Here is a 13,979-nt window from a genome sequence, read left to right as displayed (position 1 = left end):
CGGTGCCCTTGCCGCCGCCCCCGCCTCCGGAGGACTTCTTGGCCGGGGCGGACTCGTCATCCGCGGAATCGTCGGCCTGGTCGGCCTCGTCGTCAGAGTCGTCGGCATCATCGGCGGAGCCGGAGCCGGAGCCGGAGTCGTCGTCGGACTCGTCCGAGTCGTCGGACCCGCCCGAGCCGTCGTCGATGACGGCGAGTTCCCCGCCGATCTCGACCGTCTCGTCCTCATCGGCGACGATCTTCTTCAGCGTGCCGGCGGCGGGCGACGGGATCTCGGTATCGACCTTGTCGGTGGAGACCTCGAGCAACGGCTCGTCGACCTCGACCGTGTCCCCCTCCTTCTTGAGCCAGCGGGTAACCGTGCCCTCGCTGACGGATTCACCGAGAGCCGGCATCTGTACGGAGAAGGCCATGGTGTCGTGACTCCTCAAGAGTTCTCATTCGCTGCCAGCAAGCGCGGTCCGCGCCCGCGTGAGCGGCGTCGTGGGTGTGAGTTATCTGTTCGTCGTGTCGATCCGGGGCCGGATGCGCGGTGGCGCCCCCACCCAGGATCGTCGTCCATTGTGCCCTCTGCCACCTCTCGGCGTCGGCGGACGTGCCGATCCCGACCCCGGTGGGTGCCCGATCCGCCGGTCGCCCGCAGCGTGACGGGCGTCGGGCGTCGGTACGATCGTGTCCCATAGGAGGCCCTCACCCCGTACGGGGGCCCGACGGGAGGGATCGACGGTGGGTATCCGTGACCTGTTCGGGCGTCGTGGGCCGCGGGTCCGGGCGGATCCGGCCGATCTCGACCACCTGCGCCGGTGGTGTCGCACCCGCGTGGGCGTGGAGGCCTATCTCGAACCGGAGACCCTCGTCTCGGTCCCCGGCCTGTGCCTGGTGGCCTTCGACGGCGAGTGGACCCGCCGACCGGTGGGCGACGTGGCCACCGCGCGGAAACTCGCGGCGCAGTTGAAGCTGCCCCTGTTCGACGCCGCGGTCCGGGGCTACCCCCAACGGATGCGCGACTACGAGGAGGTCCGCATCAAGCGTGAGCGGCGCGAGCGGGCCGAGCGCCTCCGCGACCGGCTGCGCGAGCCCGAGGGGGGCTAGCCGCGCTGACCCCGCCGCCCGCGGCCGACTCAGGCTCCGGCGGCGATGTCCTCGAGGACGGCGAGCATGGTCCGCACGGGCACCCCGGTTCCGCCCTTGGGCAGGTACCCCTCCGGGCCACCGTCGTTGTAGGCGGGGCCGGCCACGTCGATGTGTGCCCACTCGACGCCGTCCGCGACGAACTCGGAGAGGAACAGTCCGGCCGAGAGCATGCCGCCCCACCGGTGCGGGGTGACGTGGGTCAGGTCGGCCACCTCGGAATCCAGCCCGGCACGCAACTCCTCGGGCAGCGGCATCGGCCAGCCGCCCTCGCCGACCGACCGGCTGAGGTCGGCCACCCGGTCGCGGAAGTCCTCGGTTCCCATGACACCCGGGGTCTTCTTGCCCAGCGCCACCATCTGCGCACCGGTGAGGGTGGCGGTGTCGATGAGATGGGACGGGGAGTCCTCGCAGGCGCGGACGATCGCGTCGGCCAGGATGAGCCGCCCCTCGGCGTCGGTGTTCTTCACCTCGACGGTCGTGCCCCCGTACATGGTCAACACGTCGCCGGGCCGGTACGCCGTCGACGACGGCATGTTCTCCGCCATGGGCACGGTCGCCACCACGGTGAGATCCAGGCCCAGCCGCGCGGCGAGGATGACGGTGGCCACCACGGCCGCGGCGCCACCCATGTCCATGGTCATCTGCTCCATGCCGGCGGTCGGCTTGATGGAGATGCCGCCGGTGTCGAAGGTGATGCCCTTGCCCACGAGGGCCACGGTGGGTCGACCCTCGGCGCCCCGGTGGGTGAGCCGCACCATGCGCGGGCCGCGGGAGGAGCCGCCGCCCACGGCGAGGATGCCGCCGTAGCCACCCTCGGTGAGCGCCTCCTCGTCCAGCACCTCGACCTCCAGACCGGCGTCGCGGGCCAGTTCGGCGGCCCGATCGGCGAACGATCCGGGGAACAGCAGGTTGGGCGGGGTGTTGACCAGATCGCGCGCCAGCCCGACACACTCGGCGACGGTGGCGGCGCGGGTCACGGCGTCGGCGCCGCCCTCGGCGACGAACACCTTCAGCGAATCGCTGTTCTCGTCGTCGTCGTCGTTCTTGGAGGTGACCTTGGCCGGGCGGAACGATCCGAGCCCCGCTCCCAGGGCCACCGGCTCCGCGCGCTCGGCGTCCAGCAACACCAGGGCGGACCCGAGTCCGCGGCAGGCCCGCGCGGCGGCGCCGGCCGCGCGGCGCAGGGACTCGTCGGACACCTCGTCGTCGGAGGACCCGAGCCCCACCAGCACCACGGACCCGGCCGACACACCGTCCGGCGCCGGGACACGGGTGGTGGAGGCGACCTTGGTGGACGCGCCCACCGACCGCGCGACCGCGGCGAGCGCCGCGGTGACCCCACCCTCCAGGCCGGGGGCGACGACGACGGGCGCCGCATCCTCTCCGGCCCCGGCATCGGCCGCGATACCGACCACCACGACGTCGGCGTCCACCGGCGTCGTGACCGCCTCGATCGGGGCGAGATCAGGGCTGTGGGTGAGGATCGACTGCGCGGTCGGCATGAAGCGCTCCTGGGGGTCGGCGGGACGTACGGGAAGGGTCGTGATGCCCGGACGACGCGGCGGGACCGCCACGGCGAGGGCACCATAGTCTATCGACTAACGTGGGCAGGCAGCCGGACCGAAGAGCGCGAGGAGTGGCCACATGACAGACACAGGGGACCTTCACGAGGGACCACTGCACTCCCGCCACGTGGAGGCCGGCGCCACCTTCGCCCCGTTCGGCGGCTGGTCGATGCCGGTGCAGTACGCCGGCACCGTCGCCGAACACACCGCCACCCGCACGGCCGTCGGGCTGTTCGACGTCAGCCACCTCGGCAAGGCGCTCGTGACCGGCCCGGGCGCCGCGGAGTTCGTCAACTCGTGCTTCACCAACGACCTCGACCGGATCGCCGCCGGCAGCGCCCAGTACACGCTGTGCTGCGACGAGTCCGGGGGAGTGGTGGACGACCTCATCGCCTACCGGGTCTCCGACTCCGAGATCTTCCTCATCCCCAACGCCGCCAACACCGCCGAGGTGGTCCGCCGGATGCAGGCCGCCGCGGCCGAGCGGGCGCCCGGGGTCACCGTCACCGACGAACACCGTTCCCGCGCCGTGATCGCGGTCCAGGGCCCGCTCGCCGGAGAGGTGCTCGAGGCGGTGGGGCTGCCGACCGACCTCGACTACATGGCGTACGTCGACGCCGACTGGAACGGACACTCCGTGCGGATCTGCCGCACCGGGTACACCGGCGAGTACGGCTTCGAGGTGTTGCCCGCCTGGGACGAGGCCGGCCCGATCTGGGACGCGCTCGCCGAGCAGGTGCTGTCCCGCGAGGGCGCCCTGTGCGGTCTCGGTGCCCGCGATTCGCTGCGCACGGAGGCCGGCTACCCGCTGCACGGCAACGAACTGTCCGTGGACCTCAGCCCGCTCGAGGCACGCTGCGCCTGGGCCATCGGCTGGGACAAGCCCGCCTTCTGGGGGCGCGAGGAACTGCTGCGTCAGAAGGAGGCCGGCCCCGCCCGCCGGATGTACGCGCTCGAGGTCACCGGACGCGGGATCCCGCGCGCCGGACAGACCGTGCGCGCCGGTGGACGCGACGTGGGCGTCACCAGCTCCGGCACGTTCTCACCGACCCTCAAGACGGGGATCGCGCTCGCGTTCATCGAGCTGGACGCGGGTCTGAAGAAGGGCGACGAGGTCGTCGTCGACGTACGCGGACGAGAGGTACCGTGCCGCCTCGCGGTACCCCCGCTCATCGAGATCCGCACCCGCTGACCCGCCCCCTTCCTCCAGGAACGAGACCCGCAATGTCCGAGTTCGACGTCCGTCCGTCCGCCTCGCCGAGATCGACCGCCGAGCGCGAGGCCATCCTCGCCGCCCCCGGCTTCGGCAAGCACTTCACCGACCACATGGTCACCCTCCCGTACTCGAACGGGCAGTGGGGCACCCCGGTCGTGGAGGCGTACGCCCCCCTGTCCATCGACCCGTCCGCCGTGGTCCTGCACTACGCGCAGACGATCTTCGAGGGCCTCAAGGCCTACCGGCAGGCCGACGACTCCATCGCCTCGTTCCGACCCGAGCAGAACGCCGCCCGCTTCAACCGCTCCGCGGAGCGCCTCGCCATGCCGCAGCTGCCCGAAGAGCTGTTCATGGAGTCGTTGCGGCAGATCGTGGCGATCGACCGCGACTGGGTGCCCGCCGCCGGCGGTGAGGAGGCGCTCTACCTGCGGCCCTTCATGATCGCCACCGAGACCGGGCTCGGCGTGCGGCCGGCCGACGAATACCTCTACTCGGTGATCGCTTCCCCGGCCGGCGCGTACTTCTCCCGCGGCGTGGCCCCCGTGAGCGTCTGGCTGAGCACCGAGTACGTGCGCGCCAGCCCCGGCGGCACCGGCGCCGCCAAGTTCGGCGGCAACTACGCCGCCTCGCTGCGCGCCCAGGAGCAGGCCGCGGCCAAGGGATGCGACCAGGTGGTCTGGCTCGACGCGATCGAGCGGAAGTACGTGGAGGAGATGGGCGGGATGAACCTGTTCTTCGTCCTCGGCTCCGGCGACTCCGCCGAGATCGTGACCCCCGAACTGTCCGGCTCGTTGCTGCCGGGCGTCACCCGCGACAGTCTCCTGCACTTGTCCCGCCACCTCGGCTACCCCGTGACCGAGCGCAAGGTCTCGGTGGACGAGTGGGAGTCGGGCGTGGCCTCCGGCGAGATCACCGAGGTGTTCGCGTGTGGCACCGCCGCCGTCATCACCCCCGTCGGGTCCGTGCAGCACTCCGGCGGCGGATACACGGTGGGCGACGGGGGCCCCGGGGCCATCACCATGCGCCTGCGGGAGACGCTCACCGGGATCCAGCGCGGCTCCGTGGAGGACCCGTTCGGCTGGATGACGCGTCTGGCCTGAGCGGCCGCGTCAGAGGAGGAGCACCGCCGTCACGAGCGCGGCGGCGGTGCCCGTCTCGATCACCGCTCCGAGGACGTCCCCGCTGATCCCGCCGAACCGGCGGACCGCGTGTCGGCCGAAGCCCGCCGCGGCGCCGTAGGCGGCGACGCCCGCCACGGCGCCGGTCGTGGGGGCCCACCACGTGGCGGCGGACCACCCTGACCCCGCCAGCGCGGCGCCCGCGGCCGCACACACCAGTGCGGTCCCCGCCACGGCGACGCGGGACTGGGAGCCGGCGACGAGCGCGCCGAAGCCGGTCGGCGATGCCGGGGGGACGCCCCGGCGCAGGAGGACGGCAGGTAGGCAGCGCGAGAGGACGAGGGCGGCGACCGGGGCGAGCCAGGCGCCCGAGTCGACCAGGGTGCCCAGCGCCGCGACCTCGGCGAGCAGAACCAACACCAGGACGGCGGCCCCCATCGGCCCGACGGACCCGGACCGCATGATCTCCAGTGCGCGATCCGGGCCGGCGTACGACCCGAGTCCGTCCGCGGTGTCGGCCAACGCGTCCACGTGCATGCCGCGGGTCAGCGCCAGCACGCCTGCCACGCCGACCACCCCGGACAGCAGCGCGCCCGCTCCCGACGCGTGTGCGCCGTGGGCAAGGGCGGTCGCCACGACGCCGCACACCAGTCCCACGACGGGCATCGCGGTCATCGCCCGGCCGGCCGCCGCGGCGTCGGGTACCCCGGGCCGGCCGACCGGCAGGACCGTCATCCACGACAGGGCGAGCCGGGCCGCGTCGAGCACGGGTCGTCAGTCCTTGCCGGCGACCCCGGCGTCGGCGAAGGTCGCCATCTGCGTGAGGATCGCGACGGCGTTGTGGACGACGGGCAGGGCGGCGACGGCCCCGCTTCCCTCACCCAGACGCATCGAGTGTTCGAGGATCGGGTCGAGGGACAGGTACGTCAGCGCGGCGGTGTGGGCGGGCTCCGCGCTGCGGTGACCGGCCGCCCACCACTGGCGGGAACCGGGTGCCATCGCCTCGGCCATGAGCGCGGCGGAGGTGACCACCGATCCGTCGAGCAGGCACGGGGTCTTCCGGATCGCCGCCTGGGCCAGGAATCCGGCCATCGCGGCGAGGTCTGCACCACCGACCTTGCGCAGCATGGCCACGGGATCCCGCAGATCGCCGGACGCCCGGAACATCGCGTCCCGGATCGCCGCAGTCTTGCGCATCCAGCCCTCGTCGTCGATCCCGGTTCCGCGCCCGACCAACTCGACCGGTTCCCGACCGGTGACGAGGCACGTCAGCACGGTCGCCGGGGTGGTGTTTCCGATGCCGAGGTCGCCCGCGATGAGCAGGTCCGCCCCGGAGTCGACCTCCTCGTCGGCGATACGGCGTCCGGCGGCGATCGCGGCCCGCACCTCGTCGGGGGTCAGTGCGTCCTCCCGGTCGATGGACCCGCTGGAGCGGCGGACCTTGTGGTCGTCGAGCCCGCCGGGTCGCTCGGCCGACATCGCCATGTCGGCCACCCGGACCGAGGCGCCGGCCGTGCGCGCGAGGACGGACACCGCTGCTCCACCGCCGACGATGTTGTCGGCCATCTGCAGCGTGACCTCCTGCGGGAACGCGGACACTCCGTGCCCGGCGACCCCGTGATCACCGGCGAACACCACCACCCTGGCGCGGTCGAGCGGGCGCGGCGGACACGTCTCCTGGCAGGAGGAGATCCAGACACCGAGCTCCTCGAGTCGGCCCAGGGATGTCGCGGGCTTGGTCAGCGTGAGGTGCCGGGCGCGGGCCTCCTCGGCGACGGAGTGGGACGGCGGGTGAACCGGGGGGAAGGCGACGGGGTCGTCGTAGTACGACACGTCGCCCAGGCCGGGGAAGTCGTGGGGGACGGTATCGAGGTCCCGGGGCGCGGCCGCGGCCTCGGCCTCGGGCGCGCCGGCGGCGGCCACCGTCGTACCGGTGGCCACGGCGGCCGCCCCCGTCCGGGCGTCCGGGGTGCGAGTGGCGCCACCGGCGGTCGGGTGCACGGCCTCGAGGGGGAGGGGGCGACCGGCGACGACGAGGACCGCCGAGTCGCACACCCCGGCCAGCCGCCGGTTGAGCGAACCGATCACATCGGCGAACACCCGACCGGAGAGCGTGTCCGGCACGACTCCCAGACCGACCTCGGGCGAGACGAGGACGAGGGTGCCGGAGTGCTCGGCGACAGCGGTGACGAGGGCGTCCAGGTCCGCCGCGACCGCGGCACCCCCGTCGGTCCACCCGAGTGTGGCGTCCATCCGACGCGTCAACCAGCCTCCGAGGTCGTCCACGAGGACCGTCGATGTCGGGTGGTCGGCGAGGACCCGGACGATGTCCTCCGTCTCCTCGGTCACCCACCGGGTGGGCCGGCGCTCGCGGTGTGTCTCGATCCGCGCGGCCATCTCGTCGTCCCCGGGGTCGCGCCGGGCCGTGGCGACGTACACGACGTCGTCGTCGGTGGCCGCGGCCACCGACTCGGCGTGGGCGGACTTGCCCGAGCGGATACCACCGAGGACGAGCAGGCGCATGGGGGGTCAGGCCCTTCCGGGGATCAGTGGCTCTGGACGGGTCAGATGGCGTCGCCCGGGCGGACCCGGGGCCGGGGGGTGCGGAGCATGCGGGGCTGCGTCGCACGCATGACGGCGTACCACCCCATGCCGAAACCGGTGTCGTCGGTGGACGGGAACCTCTCGCGGACCGCCTTGTTCACGGTTCGTCCGAGGAGGATGCCGTCGACGACGACGACCATGATGAGCACCAGGAAGAGGGTCTGGCTGTAGACCATGAGGGTCGGGTTCGGGATGAGCTGGAACACGATCACGAACAGGGCGAGCGGCATGAACCAGTTGATGAGGCGCCGGTGGGTGTCGACCCAGTCGCGCGCGAACCGGCGGACCTCTCCGCGGTCACGGGAGAGCACGTAACGGTCGTCGCCCTCCATCATGAGCTGGCGGCGCTCCTCGCGCGCGGCGCGCTCGCCGGCCCTGGCGGCCCGACGCTCGTCCTTGGTCATGGTCGCCTGGGCGGCCTTCTTGCGCTCCTTGGCCTCTTTGCGGGTGACCGGCGCGGTCACCGGACCCTGGCGCACCCCGCGGGCGCGCTCCTGGTCGCGACGACGGGGCGTCGGCTTCCCCTTGCCCGCGGGGCGGCGCGGGTCGCCGGAGGGCTCGGAGGCAGCCGCATCCGCGGACGCGGGCCGCCCCTCGGGGGCGGGGGAGCCTTTGCCGCTCTCGTCGTCTCTGGAGCCGAATGCACGCAACTTCACACACCCAGGCTAGGCGATCGACACCGGCGCCGGACATTCACCCATGGGCGACAGCAGGCGTATCGTGTGCGGGGGAACGGGTGCCGGGGAATAGAGGACTCCCCGGTGGGCGTTGAACCTTTCACGACGCCCCCGAAGCCCTCTTCCGATCGCAAGGAGAACCGACATGACCACTGCGGAGAACACCGCTACCGGCGTACTGCTCACCGAGGCAGCCGCCGCCAAGGCCAAGGCCCTGCTGGACCAGGAGGGTCGTGACGACCTCTCGCTGCGCATCGCCGTCCAGCCCGGTGGCTGCGCGGGCCTGCGCTACCAGCTCTTCTTCGACGACCGCTCGCTCGACGGTGACGTGGTCGACGACTTCGGCGGCATCAAGCTCGCCGTCGACCGGATGAGTGTCCCGTACCTGACCGGTGCGTCCATCGACTTCGTCGACAGCATCGAGAAGCAGGGCTTCACCATCGACAACCCGCAGGCCACGGGCTCCTGCGCATGCGGCGACTCGTTCAACTGACGCCGCGGTCGCACTGACGACCGGGCGACCCGGGCCGATCACCGATCGGTCCGGGTCGTCTACTGTCTGGGGCATGCCCGTAGTCATCACAGGTTCCATCGCCACCGACCACCTCATGACCTTCTCGGGTCGCTTCTCCGAGCAGTTGCTGCCGGACCAGCTCGCGCACGTGTCGCTGAGCTTCCTGGTGGATTCGCTGCAGATCCGCCGGGGCGGGGTCGGCGGCAACATCGCCTTCGCGCTCGGCGTCCTGGGTCGGCGACCCCATCTGGTGGGGGCGGCGGGCGAGGACTTCGCCGAGTACCGCGACTGGCTCGAGCGGCACGGTGTCGATTGCTCGGCGGTCCACATCAGCTCTGCTCTGCACACGGCGCGGTTCGTGTGCACGACCGATTCGGAGATGGCGCAGCTCGCGTCGTTCTACCCCGGTGCGATGGGGGAGGCGGCGACGATCTCGCTGGCTCGCCTGGCCGAGCGGATCGGCCGTCCGGACATCGTGCTCATCGGGGCCAACGACCCCACGGCGATGCACTCCCACACGATGGAGTGCCGCGAGCTCGGTCTGGACTTCGCCGCCGATCCCTCCCAGCAGCTCGCGTTCCTCGACGGGGACGCGGCCGGTGAGCTGGTCGACGGGGCGCGGTACCTGTTCACCAACGAATACGAGTACGAGCTGCTGCTCAACAAGACCGGGTGGTCGGCCGAGGAGCTGGACGCCAAGGTCGGCACTCGCGTCACCACCCGGGGTGGGAAGGGCGTCGTGATCGTCGAGCAGGGCGCGGAGCCCATCGAGGTCGGGATCGTCCCGTCGGACAACCTGCTGGATCCCACGGGGGTCGGCGACGCGTTCCGGGCGGGCTTCCTCTCCGGTGTCCTGGACGGGTTGTCGCTGGAGCGTTCCGCCCAGTTCGGGGCCCTCATCGCCACCCACGTCCTGGAGACCACGGGCACGCAGGAGTGGACCATCGACCCGGCCGCCGCCCGCCGCCGGCTCGTCGATGCCTACGGGGACGAGGCCGCCGAGGAACTGTCGGCGCTCCTTCCCGCCTGACCGTCCCGCCGCCTCCTGCTAGAGGCGGACGGGGTACTCGCGCTGCTCGATGTCTGGGGTGATCCGGCCCTCGACGAAGATGCCGTGCCAGATCATGAAGCACAGCATGGTCCAGATGCGACGACTGTGATCGGACTCGCCGCGGCGGTGCTCGTCGAGCATCCGCAGTACCGCGGCCTTGTCCACGAACTCGTCGGTGCCGGACGCCGCCACGTGCTCGCGTGCCCAGTCGTGCAACTCCGGCCCGGCCAGCCAGTGACGGGTCGGGACGGGGAATCCCAGTTTCTTCCGGTGCAGCACGTGGGCGGGAACGATCCGTTCGAGGGCCTTGCGCAGTGCGTACTTGGTGGTGCCGTGGGCGACCTTCTCGGTGTGGGGGAGCCGCGACGCGACCTCGTAGACCTCACGGTCGAGGAACGGCACCCGTAGCTCGAGGGAGTTGGCCATGGTGACCTTGTCGGCCTTGACCAGGATGTCGCCGCGCAGCCACGTGAACAGGTCCAGGTGCTGCATCCTCGCGACGGGGTCCCATCCGCGGGACCGCTCGTAGATCGGCGCGGTGACGTCCTGGTGGCTCCACTCCGGTCGGTAGTCGCGGAGGACCGCCTCCACCTGCGCGTCGGAGAAGGAGCGGGCGTTGCCGTAGTACCGGTCCTCGAGGCTCATCGAGCCGCGGTGCAGCAGGCTCTTGCCCCGGGTGCCCTCCGGGATCCGGGTGCTGAGTCGGCCCAGCGCACGACGGATCCCACCGGGGACCTTCTCGAACGGCGCCAGCGACAGGGGCTCCTTATAGATGGTGTAGCCGCCGAACAGTTCGTCCGCGCCCTCACCCGAGAGGACGACCTTGACGTGCTTGCGCGCCTCGCGGGCGACGAAGTACAGCGGGACCAACGCCGGGTCGGCCACCGGTTCGTCGAGGTACCAGATGATCTCGGGGATCGCGGCGGCGAACTCCTCGGGCGAGACCACCTTGACGATGTGCTCCACGCCGATCGCGGCGGCCGACTCGGCGGCGACGTCGATCTCCGAGTACCCCTCGCGCTCGAAACCGGTGGTGAACGTCAGGAGGTTCTCGTTGTGGCGTCGCGCGAGGGCGGCGATGGCGGTGGAGTCGATGCCCCCCGAGAGGAACGAGCCGACGGTGACGTCGGCGCGCATGTGCTTGGCGACCGAGTCCTCGAGTGCGGCGGCGATCTCGTCGTAGCGGCGCTCGGCGTCGCCGTCGGCGACGGGCACGACGGGGAACGTGGGCTCGAAGTAGCGCTGGATCACGGGCTCGGTGCCGGGGGTGACCGTGGCATGGCATCCCGACTCCAGGCGCCGGACGCCCCGGGTGAGGGTCTCGTCCTCCGGGACGTACTGGAGGGTGACGTAGTGCTGGAGGGCGCGGGTGTCGAGGGAGGTGTCGACGACGACGAGGTCGATCAGTTCGGTGACCGACTTCTTCTCGCTCGCGAACACGGTTCCGCCGGGTCCGGTCGCCATGTACAGGGGCTTGATGCCGAAGGGGTCCCGGGCGACGAACAGCGAACGCTCGACGGTGTCCCAGATCGCGAAGGCGAACATTCCGCGGAGCCGGCGGACGGCCGAGGGGCCCCAGTGGTGGAACGCCACGACGATCGGCTCGCCGTCACCCTCGGTGGCGAACACGGCACCGTGCTCGCGCTGCAGCTCCTCGCGGAGTTCGAGGTAGTTGTAGATCTCCCCGTTGAACACCAGCGCGTAACGGTCCGGCTGCTCGGGCGGACCCCAGCGGAGCGGCTGGTGAGAGTGCGCGATGTCGATGATCGACAGGCGGTTGAACCCGAAGGCCATGTCGCCGTCGACCCAGGTGCCCACCTCGTCGGGGCCGCGGTGGCGCTGGCACCCCATGGCGCCGAGGACCCGCGCCTCGTGGGTACGGGCGGAGCCGTCGGGGGTGATCAGACCAAGCAGGCCACACATGCGTCGGGTACCTCGTCCATCGTCGTCGGGGCGTCAGCGGTGACCCGCCCGAGCGGGTCGCGACGCGATCGAATACTACTGGTCGGCGGAACCCCTCCGGCCCCCCGCCGACGGCGTGGGGGAGCGGGCGGGTGAATTGCCGGACCCGCGGCTTCCATTCTGAGAGCCGTGGTCTACTCTTTTAAGGTGTCCCGGCCACGTGGTCGGTGCCGCTGATCAGGAAGGCGTGATGGTGGAACAGCGTGACGGGCGTCGTCGGACGCGCAGGGCGACACTCGCGATGTCTCTCGGCACATTGGGCTTGCTGTTGTCCGGTTGTAGCCTCCAAACCGACAACAAGTGGTGGAACCAGACGATGAACTTCGGCTTCCCGACCGGGATCACCCCGGAGGGCGTCGCGATCCGCGAGTTCTGGACGGGCACCGTCATCACGTCGCTCATCGTCGGCTTCTTCGTGTGGGGCCTGATCTTCTGGTCGATGGCGTTCCACCGCAAGCGGAAGAACGACGACGGCGAGTTCCCGCGCCAGACTGCGTACAACGTGCCCCTGGAGCTGATCTACACGGCTGCGCCGTTCGTGATCATCTCCGTGCTCTTCTACTTCACCGTGGTCACGCAGAACAAGGTGCTCGATCTCCGTCCGCAGGAGGAGGTCGGCGTCAAGGTCGACGTCACCGCCTACCAGTGGAACTGGAAGTTCGGCTACAACAAGGTCGACGTCGCGGGGGCCAGCATCGAGGACGGCACCAACGTCGAGGCGCAGCGCGCGGCCGAGGAGGCCGGTGTGCTCTCCGACGAGGTCCGTGAGGCCCTGGGTCGCGACGGTGAGCCGGCGGCCGGCGGCCCGATCCACGGTCGTCTTGCCGAGGACAAGTCGTACCTCCACTACAACAACATCGAGACCGTCGGTACCTCCGAGGAGGTTCCGGTCCTGGTTCTGCCGACCGACACGCGCATCGAGTTCCGCCTCGCGTCGGCCGACGTGGTCCACTCGTTCTGGATCCCCGAGTTCATCTACAAGCTCGACGTCATGCCGCACCCGGGCAAGAACCAGCAGTTGAGCATGTTCCAGATCGAGGAGATCGATCGCGAGGGTGCGTTCGTCGGACGCTGTGCCGAGATGTGCGGTGTCTACCACGCGATGATGAACTTCGAGCTGCGCGCGGTATCGCCGGAGGCCTTCGCCCAGTACATCCAGTTCCGTCAGGACAACCCGACCGCGTCCAACGCGGAGGCGCTGGAGTCGATCGGCCAGGACCCGTACTCGACCTCCACCGCACCGTTCAAGACCGGACGCAGCGATACCCGTGACCAGAACAACATCATCGAGACCGCGTCGGGCAACTGACGGTTCTCCCGGTATCACGCGAAGGATTCCTGAACGATGAACGCAACAGTACGAATTTTCGACGCCCTGTTTATCTTCCTGGCCGTCATGGGTATCGCGTACGCCTACCTCACCGGTACGTCTCGGACGGGCGTCGAGTGGGTCGGCGCCACGGCCTTCGTGCTCTCGGCCGGCCTGAGCCTGCTGATCGGTGGTTACCTCCGCTTCGTGGCGCGGCGCATCAGCACCCTGCCCGAGGACTTCGAGGAGGCAGAGGTCTCCGACGGCGCCGGCGAGCTCGGCTTCTTCAGCCCGCACAGCTACTGGCCCGTGCTGGTGGCCTTCTCGGTCTTCATCATCGGCTACGGAGCGGCCTTCTGGAACTGGTGGGTGCTCATCGGCGGCGCCGTCGCGCTGGTCATCACCGCCTGCGGCCTGGTCTTCGAGTACCACTGGGGACGCGAGAAGCACTGACCGTCTGACCGTCTTCCACCGGGGCCCGGTGTCGCACGCTGCGACACCGGGCCTTTGTGCTGTCGCCACCAGGGTGTCGGCCCGGGCTCGCCGCGCGCCGGTCAGAAGGGTGGTGGGTCGGGGTCGTGGTGGTGGTCGGGTGGGGTGTCTGGTGGTGGGGCCATGGTGTTGGCTTTGCGTTCGGCGGCCAGGCGTAGGGCGCGTCGGTACCAGTGGGTGCTTTGTGGTCGGGGGTTGAGCCAGGGGCGGCGTGGGGGTGGGATGTCGGCGTCGGGGTCGGCCCTGGTGTCGGTCGCAGCCCCGGTGTCGGTGTCGGTGGTGTGGTGGCGCCAGCGTGCGAGGGGCCCGTCGGGGTGGGTGGTGAGGGTGTGTCCGGT

13 protein-coding genes and 1 pseudogene are annotated in these 13,979 nt (G+C 70.9%); 7 read left to right on the top strand and 7 right to left on the bottom strand.

What is annotated here, in order from left to right:
- The coding region (locus NR111_RS17620; RefSeq protein WP_306228702.1) for a biotin/lipoyl-containing protein at positions 1 to 412 on the bottom strand (412 nt) is incomplete at its 3' end.
- A gap of 313 nt (positions 413 to 725) precedes the next feature.
- Between NR111_RS17620 and NR111_RS17615 the strand changes: the two genes are divergently transcribed.
- Positions 726 to 1,091 carry an oxidoreductase gene (locus NR111_RS17615; RefSeq protein ID WP_067714176.1) on the top strand — a complete coding sequence of 122 codons (366 nt, stop codon included), beginning with the start codon at positions 726 to 728 and terminating at the stop codon, positions 1,089 to 1,091.
- Positions 1,092 to 1,120: 29 nt separating this feature from the next.
- Here NR111_RS17615 and NR111_RS17610 read toward each other — a convergent pair whose 3' ends face one another.
- Complete coding sequence (locus NR111_RS17610) at positions 1,121 to 2,635, bottom strand: leucyl aminopeptidase (protein ID WP_256821553.1); 1,515 nt, start codon at positions 2,633 to 2,635, stop codon at positions 1,121 to 1,123.
- Positions 2,636 to 2,777: 142 nt separating this feature from the next.
- On the opposite strand from NR111_RS17610, the gene gcvT reads away from it, so the two are divergent.
- Complete coding sequence (gcvT, locus tag NR111_RS17605; protein ID WP_067714174.1) at positions 2,778 to 3,890, top strand: glycine cleavage system aminomethyltransferase GcvT; 1,113 nt, start codon at positions 2,778 to 2,780, stop codon at positions 3,888 to 3,890.
- 32 nt (positions 3,891 to 3,922) lie between these two features.
- Positions 3,923 to 5,014, top strand: a complete 1,092-nt coding sequence (locus NR111_RS17600; protein WP_067714172.1) for a branched-chain amino acid aminotransferase — start codon at positions 3,923 to 3,925, stop codon at positions 5,012 to 5,014.
- A gap of 9 nt (positions 5,015 to 5,023) precedes the next feature.
- Here NR111_RS17600 and NR111_RS17595 read toward each other — a convergent pair whose 3' ends face one another.
- Genes NR111_RS17595 through NR111_RS17585 form a run of 3 tightly spaced genes read right to left on the bottom strand, consistent with a single transcriptional unit; the run spans position 5,024 to position 8,292 of the window.
- A complete protein-coding gene (locus NR111_RS17595; RefSeq protein ID WP_256821552.1) occupies positions 5,024 to 5,800 on the bottom strand; it encodes an adenosylcobinamide-GDP ribazoletransferase in 777 nt (258 codons plus the stop codon).
- Between the two features lie 6 nt (positions 5,801 to 5,806).
- Positions 5,807 to 7,555, bottom strand: coding sequence for a nicotinate-nucleotide--dimethylbenzimidazole phosphoribosyltransferase (gene cobT, locus NR111_RS17590; RefSeq protein ID WP_067714166.1), 1,749 nt, complete (start codon positions 7,553 to 7,555; stop codon positions 5,807 to 5,809).
- Between the two features lie 41 nt (positions 7,556 to 7,596).
- Positions 7,597 to 8,292: a DUF3043 domain-containing protein gene (locus NR111_RS17585; protein WP_067714163.1), complete on the bottom strand. Its 696-nt coding sequence runs from the start codon at positions 8,290 to 8,292 to the stop codon at positions 7,597 to 7,599.
- Between the two features lie 166 nt (positions 8,293 to 8,458).
- On the opposite strand from NR111_RS17585, the gene NR111_RS17580 reads away from it, so the two are divergent.
- Both NR111_RS17580 and NR111_RS17575 read left to right on the top strand, forming a co-directional pair.
- The gene (locus tag NR111_RS17580; protein ID WP_067714160.1) at positions 8,459 to 8,806 is read left to right on the top strand and encodes an iron-sulfur cluster assembly accessory protein; all 348 of its coding nucleotides are present in this window, start codon (positions 8,459 to 8,461) and stop codon (positions 8,804 to 8,806) included.
- Positions 8,807 to 8,879: 73 nt separating this feature from the next.
- Entirely contained in the window at positions 8,880 to 9,857 is a 978-nt protein-coding gene (locus tag NR111_RS17575) for a carbohydrate kinase family protein (protein ID WP_067714157.1), read from the top strand.
- Positions 9,858 to 9,875: 18 nt separating this feature from the next.
- On the opposite strand, the gene asnB is transcribed toward NR111_RS17575, so the two are convergent.
- Positions 9,876 to 11,801 carry an asparagine synthase (glutamine-hydrolyzing) gene (gene asnB, locus NR111_RS17570; RefSeq protein WP_067714154.1) on the bottom strand — a complete coding sequence of 642 codons (1,926 nt, stop codon included), beginning with the start codon at positions 11,799 to 11,801 and terminating at the stop codon, positions 9,876 to 9,878.
- 229 nt (positions 11,802 to 12,030) lie between these two features.
- Between asnB and NR111_RS17565 the strand changes: the two genes are divergently transcribed.
- A complete protein-coding gene (locus NR111_RS17565) occupies positions 12,031 to 13,149 on the top strand; it encodes a cytochrome c oxidase subunit II (RefSeq protein ID WP_172812122.1) in 1,119 nt (372 codons plus the stop codon).
- Positions 13,150 to 13,185: 36 nt separating this feature from the next.
- Positions 13,186 to 13,602: a cytochrome c oxidase subunit 4 gene (locus NR111_RS17560; RefSeq protein WP_067714151.1), complete on the top strand. Its 417-nt coding sequence runs from the start codon at positions 13,186 to 13,188 to the stop codon at positions 13,600 to 13,602.
- Between the two features lie 101 nt (positions 13,603 to 13,703).
- Here NR111_RS17560 and NR111_RS17555 read toward each other — a convergent pair.
- Positions 13,704 to 13,979 (bottom strand): annotated as a pseudogene (locus tag NR111_RS17555) (HNH endonuclease); the annotation flags it as partial.

Source organism: Dietzia sp. Die43, assembly GCF_024519835.1.
In the GTDB taxonomy this organism is placed as follows: domain Bacteria; phylum Actinomycetota; class Actinomycetes; order Mycobacteriales; family Mycobacteriaceae; genus Dietzia; species Dietzia kunjamensis.
The sequence above is the reverse complement of the archived record's forward strand: the minus strand, read 5'-3'. Positions and strand labels throughout refer to the sequence as shown.